The organism is Mycobacterium sp., from assembly GCF_049683355.1.
Lineage (GTDB): Bacteria > Actinomycetota > Actinomycetes > Mycobacteriales > Mycobacteriaceae > Mycobacterium.
Genome location: NZ_JBAUJB010000222.1, coordinates 1 through 4,321, shown reverse-complemented (window position 1 = coordinate 4,321; position 4,321 = coordinate 1). Strand labels below are relative to the sequence as shown.

Here is a 4,321-nt window from a genome sequence, read left to right as displayed (position 1 = left end):
GCCACTGTCGGGCCCGCCGCGGCCGTCGTCGCCATCGCCGCCGCCGCCGTCGGGATTGCCGCCGCCATCCTCGTCGCCGTCGCCGTTTCTGGCGGTGAGGGTGTCGTGGTCGGTGATGACGTAGACGATGGTGTTTTTGTCCGGCGGTTTGCCGCGGGTGGCCTCACAGTCAGGGTCTGCGCACAGGCAGTTCATCGTGGTCTGTTGGATCAGTGCGCTGAGTGCGTCGGCGCGGCGTTCCTCGGCGCTGCGGGGGTCGCGGTCGCAGACGCTGTAGGCCATTTCTTGGACACGTTTTTCGTCGAGGGCGGCGTCAGCGCTGAACAGCCGGGCCCACAGGCTGGTGTAGCCGGGTGGGTCGCCCGGGGAGCCGAATTGCACATCACGGCTGCTGACTGATTCCCGGGCGCGGCGTAGCGCGCCCGGGTCGTGGCGTTCGATCAGCGCGTCGATGGCCTGTTCGGTCTTCTTGATCGACAATGCGCCCCACGCGCCGATCCGCTGCGCCAGTTCGTCATCCACGGCGGTCATCGCGGCGGAATCCTCGATCAGGTAGGTGCGCCACACAATGGCCCGGGCCAGCATTTCGTTGATCAGCCCGGCGTCGAACAGCGCGGCCACCTTGGGCAGCCGATCACGCAGCGCGACCCCGCGGTGGGCCTGATGCGACGCCAACGAGCGGGTGATGTTCTGGGCGGCGGCCAGTTCGGCGACCACGGCGGCTTCGGGGTCGAGCCACCACGATTCGCGATCCCCCGGTGGCAGGTCGGTGCGGCGGGTGAAGATTTCGGCCATCACCGACAACTTGCGCGCACACGCGGCGTTTTCGGTGCGCGCCCACCCCCGGGCGGCGTCGATCAGCTCCGCATCGGTCAGCGCGGCCAGATCCGCCGTCTCGGGGAGCCCTTCATCGAACATACTTCGAACACTAGTTCGACCCACCGACAAGTTTCACCGAGGTGTTTCTGCCAGCGGCCGTTCAATTCCTGCCACCGGAATTAAACCCCTGACCTGCCGGTTCAAGCCACCAGAACCAACAAAAAGAGCAACACAGAACGTCGAAACCGCGAGATTCGCTCCACGGCTGCGACCCGACACACAGGGAAGAGCAAAGACCATGAAGAACCTCACCGCCGCCACCACCGTCACCGCCATCGCCGCCGGATTCACCGCCGCCTTCATCGGGCTGGCCGGCCCCGCTGCCGCCGGGCCGTGGCCCCCGAAAGCAGCGCCCTCGGGAACCAGCGCCGCCGACACCATCGCCTCCCTCGAGGCCGACGGTAACCGCGTCGTCGTCAACCGTCAGGGCTCGACCGCGCTCGACAGCGCCGAGGTCGTCTCGGTCCGTCAGGGCCAGCCGATCCGGGAATACGTCTGGGACGCCCAGGGCGACCGCCGGGTTCTGCAGAACACCGGCAACGTGGTCTTCGTCGATGTCAGGTAACCCGCCAGAGCAGAAAGGGGCACCTCCACCAGGAGGTGCCCCTTTTCTCGTCAGCGACCGCGGTCTCGGGGAGCCCTTCCATCGAGGTGTTTCTGCCAGCGGCCGTTCAATTGCTGCCACCGGAATTAATCCCCTGACCTGCTGGTTTAAGCCACTAGAACCAACAAGATCAGCAAGAAATAGAACACATAGGGAGCAGAGACCATGAAGAACTTCACCGCCGCCGCCACCATCACCGCCATCGCCGCCGGATTCACCGCCGCCTTCACCGGGCTGGCCGGTCCCGCTGCCGCCGCCCCGTCCGGCTCCGGCAGCGCCGGCGACACCATCGCTTCGCTCGAGGCTGACGGCAACCGCGTCATCGTCAACCGTCAGGGCTCGACCGCGCTCGACAGCGCCGAGGTCGTCTCGGTCCGCCAGGGCCAGCCGATCCGCGAATACGTCTGGGACGCCCAGGGCGACGACAAGGTCCTCGAAACCACCGGCAACGTGGTCTTCGTCGATGTCAGGTAACCCGACAGAGCAGAAAGGGGCACCTCCACCAGGAGGTGCCCCTTTTTGCTATCGGCGACGCAGTCGGACCAGCGGGATCGTCCTGCCGCCGGTCCGCGCCTCGTAGTCGCTGTAGCCCGCATACAGGTCGAGAGCCTTCTGCCACGCCGCCGAGCGTCCTCGGTCGGCGATCTCGGTCGCCGTATAGACCCCGCTGTGCGTGCCCGCGAGAACCTCGACTCGCCGGTTCGTCGCAAGGTTCCGGTATCACGCCGGGTGACCCGGTCTGCCGTAGTTCGACGCGATCAGGATGAGCGAATCGCCATCGGCGACATACAGAAGCGGCAGTGTCCGGGGCAGCCCACTCTTGGCCCCGATCGTCGTCAACAGCATGGTCGGCGCCGGGTAGACGCTGCTGAACCGGCCGCCGGTGATTCGTAGGAGCGGCGGGTCTACGCGCGGCGCAACATTTCTGACGAACCCGTACCCGGCCGGGGTCCTCGCGAACTTCTCGACGGCTCGTTCATAGACGTTCATGTGACGGCGCGGAGCTGTCATCGCTGAAAGCTACAGCCCGCTGGCCTGCAGCACATCGCATAACGCGGAGACCGCGGGAGCGAAGGCGTGTTCAGCCGGAGCGGCGAAGCCGACGATCAAGCCGTCGGGATCGGGATGGTCAGCACCGGCAGCGGGGTGGCGCATCATCGACAACCCTTGGAGCACGATTCCGGCCTCGCCGGCCCGGTGGAGCACTTCGGCCTCCGCTCCATCGGGAAGTGTCAGCAGGGTGCTCACCCCGGCGGCCAGCCCGCCGACGGCGATCCCGAACGGGGACAGTGCGGAGACCAGCGCGTCCCTGCGTCGCCGGTACCGGGCCCGCATCCGCCGGATGTGGCGGTCGTAGTACCCGCCGACGATGAACTCGGCCAACGTGAGCTGCGCGATGGCGTCGACGGAGAACTGCTGTTCGCCCGCCGCGTCGATCACCGGATCCACCAACGTGTCGGGCAGCACCATCCAGCCCAGCCGCAGTGACTGCGACAAGCTCTTGCTGGCGGAGCCGAGGTAGGCGACTTTCTCCGGCCGCAGGGCCTGCAGCGCACCGATGGGTTGACGGTCGTACCGGAACTCGCCGTCGTAGTCGTCGTCGAGTACGAAACCGCCTGTGCGCTGCGCCCATTCGACGACGGCCGTGCGCCGTGAGGAGTGCAGCGACATCCCCAGCTGGTTGTGGTGTGCCGGGGTCAACAGCACCGCAGGCACATCGAGCCGATCGAGTTCGTCGACCACGGCGCCGTCGCCGTCGACACCGATCGGTACCGTCGGAACCCCCACGGCCGCAATGGCATCACGGAACAGGAACAGGCCGTAGGCCTCCACCGCGATGGGTCCGCCCAGCACGCGCGCCAGAAGCTGCACGCCCTGTCGCACCCCCGAGCAGATCACGATGGATTCCGGTGACGTGCGGACGCCCCGGGCGCGGGCCAGATAGTCGGCGAGGGCGTTTTCGCAGCTCAGGCCGGCCGCGAGGATCACCCATCCGCAGCGCGTCGTGGGGTGCGTGAGCCAGCGCCCGACGGGTGCACGCCACCCACTGGCTGCGGGGGAACTCCGAGACGTCGGGGGTGCCCGGCATCAGGTTGTGCACGGGCGTGACGCGGGTGCCCCGGGTCGGGGCGGCGCGACGGGACGGGCGGTGTTGACCACCCAGGTGCCCGCGCCTTGCCGCGACGCCAGCCAGCCCTCCGCGACGAGTTCGGCGTAGGCCTCGGCGACCGTATTGCGGGCCAGCCCCCCAGGTCGGAGGCCCGGGTGCGGGACGGCGGCAGCATCGTCCCGGGCGTGAGTCGACCCGATCTGGCTGCGTCGCGCAGGGCCGCGCTCAGCGCGTCCCTGGTTCCATGAGCACCGGGAACGAACGTCTGTCGTAGATCGAGGTGCAGGTCGCGGCTTCCCGAATTGGCCCACGAAGTCACGCATGAATTGAACCATTGGAGCGGGATATCCGGTACTAGCGTCGGGGCTATGACACAAGACACTGACCACCGGGGACCGGCTCAAGATCTACAAGGCCTCCCCCGAGTTGTACGACGCGATGATGACGCTGTCCGCGGCGGCGGCCAAGGATCTCGACCCCGAGCTGGGTGAGCCGATCAAGATCCGTCAACCACTGCGCGTTCTGCCTCGAAATGCACACCCGCGACGCCCGCAAGCTGGGCGTGGCCGAGCAGAAGCTCGACGTCCTCGCCGCGTGGGCGGAGGCGGGAGAGCTCTTCAGCGAACGGGAGCGCGCGGCGCTGGCTCTGACCGAGGCCACCACGGAACTCGGCCATGGCGGTGTCGGCGACGACGTCTACGGCTGGGCCGCCGCGGTGTTCTCCGACC

The 4,321-nt window shown here is 67.8% G+C and carries 3 protein-coding genes and 3 pseudogenes; 3 read left to right on the top strand and 3 right to left on the bottom strand.

The annotated features are described in order from the left end of the window. The coding region (locus tag WA944_RS13485; RefSeq protein ID WP_526647039.1) for a DUF222 domain-containing protein at positions 1-918 on the bottom strand (918 nt) is incomplete at its 3' end. Positions 919-1,117: 199 nt separating this feature from the next. Between WA944_RS13485 and WA944_RS13480 the strand changes: the two genes are divergently transcribed. Together WA944_RS13480 and WA944_RS13475 are read left to right on the top strand one after the other, a co-directional pair. Continuing rightward, on the top strand, positions 1,118-1,444 hold the full coding sequence (locus WA944_RS13480) for a hypothetical protein (protein WP_526371264.1): 327 nt from the start codon (positions 1,118-1,120) through the stop codon (positions 1,442-1,444). A 204-nt stretch (positions 1,445-1,648) separates the two neighbouring features. Beyond that, positions 1,649-1,957, top strand: coding sequence for a hypothetical protein (locus WA944_RS13475; RefSeq protein ID WP_526371266.1), 309 nt, complete (start codon positions 1,649-1,651; stop codon positions 1,955-1,957). Positions 1,958-2,005: 48 nt separating this feature from the next. On the opposite strand, the pseudogene WA944_RS13470 reads toward WA944_RS13475, so the two are convergent. Both WA944_RS13470 and pdxR read right to left on the bottom strand, forming a co-directional pair. Next, positions 2,006-2,473: pseudogene (locus WA944_RS13470) on the bottom strand (nitroreductase family deazaflavin-dependent oxidoreductase). A gap of 30 nt (positions 2,474-2,503) precedes the next feature. Then, positions 2,504-3,912: pseudogene (pdxR, locus tag WA944_RS13465) on the bottom strand (MocR-like pyridoxine biosynthesis transcription factor PdxR). Between the two features lie 119 nt (positions 3,913-4,031). On the opposite strand from pdxR, the pseudogene WA944_RS13460 reads away from it, so the two are divergent. Further along, positions 4,032-4,321: pseudogene (locus WA944_RS13460) on the top strand (carboxymuconolactone decarboxylase family protein); the annotation flags it as partial.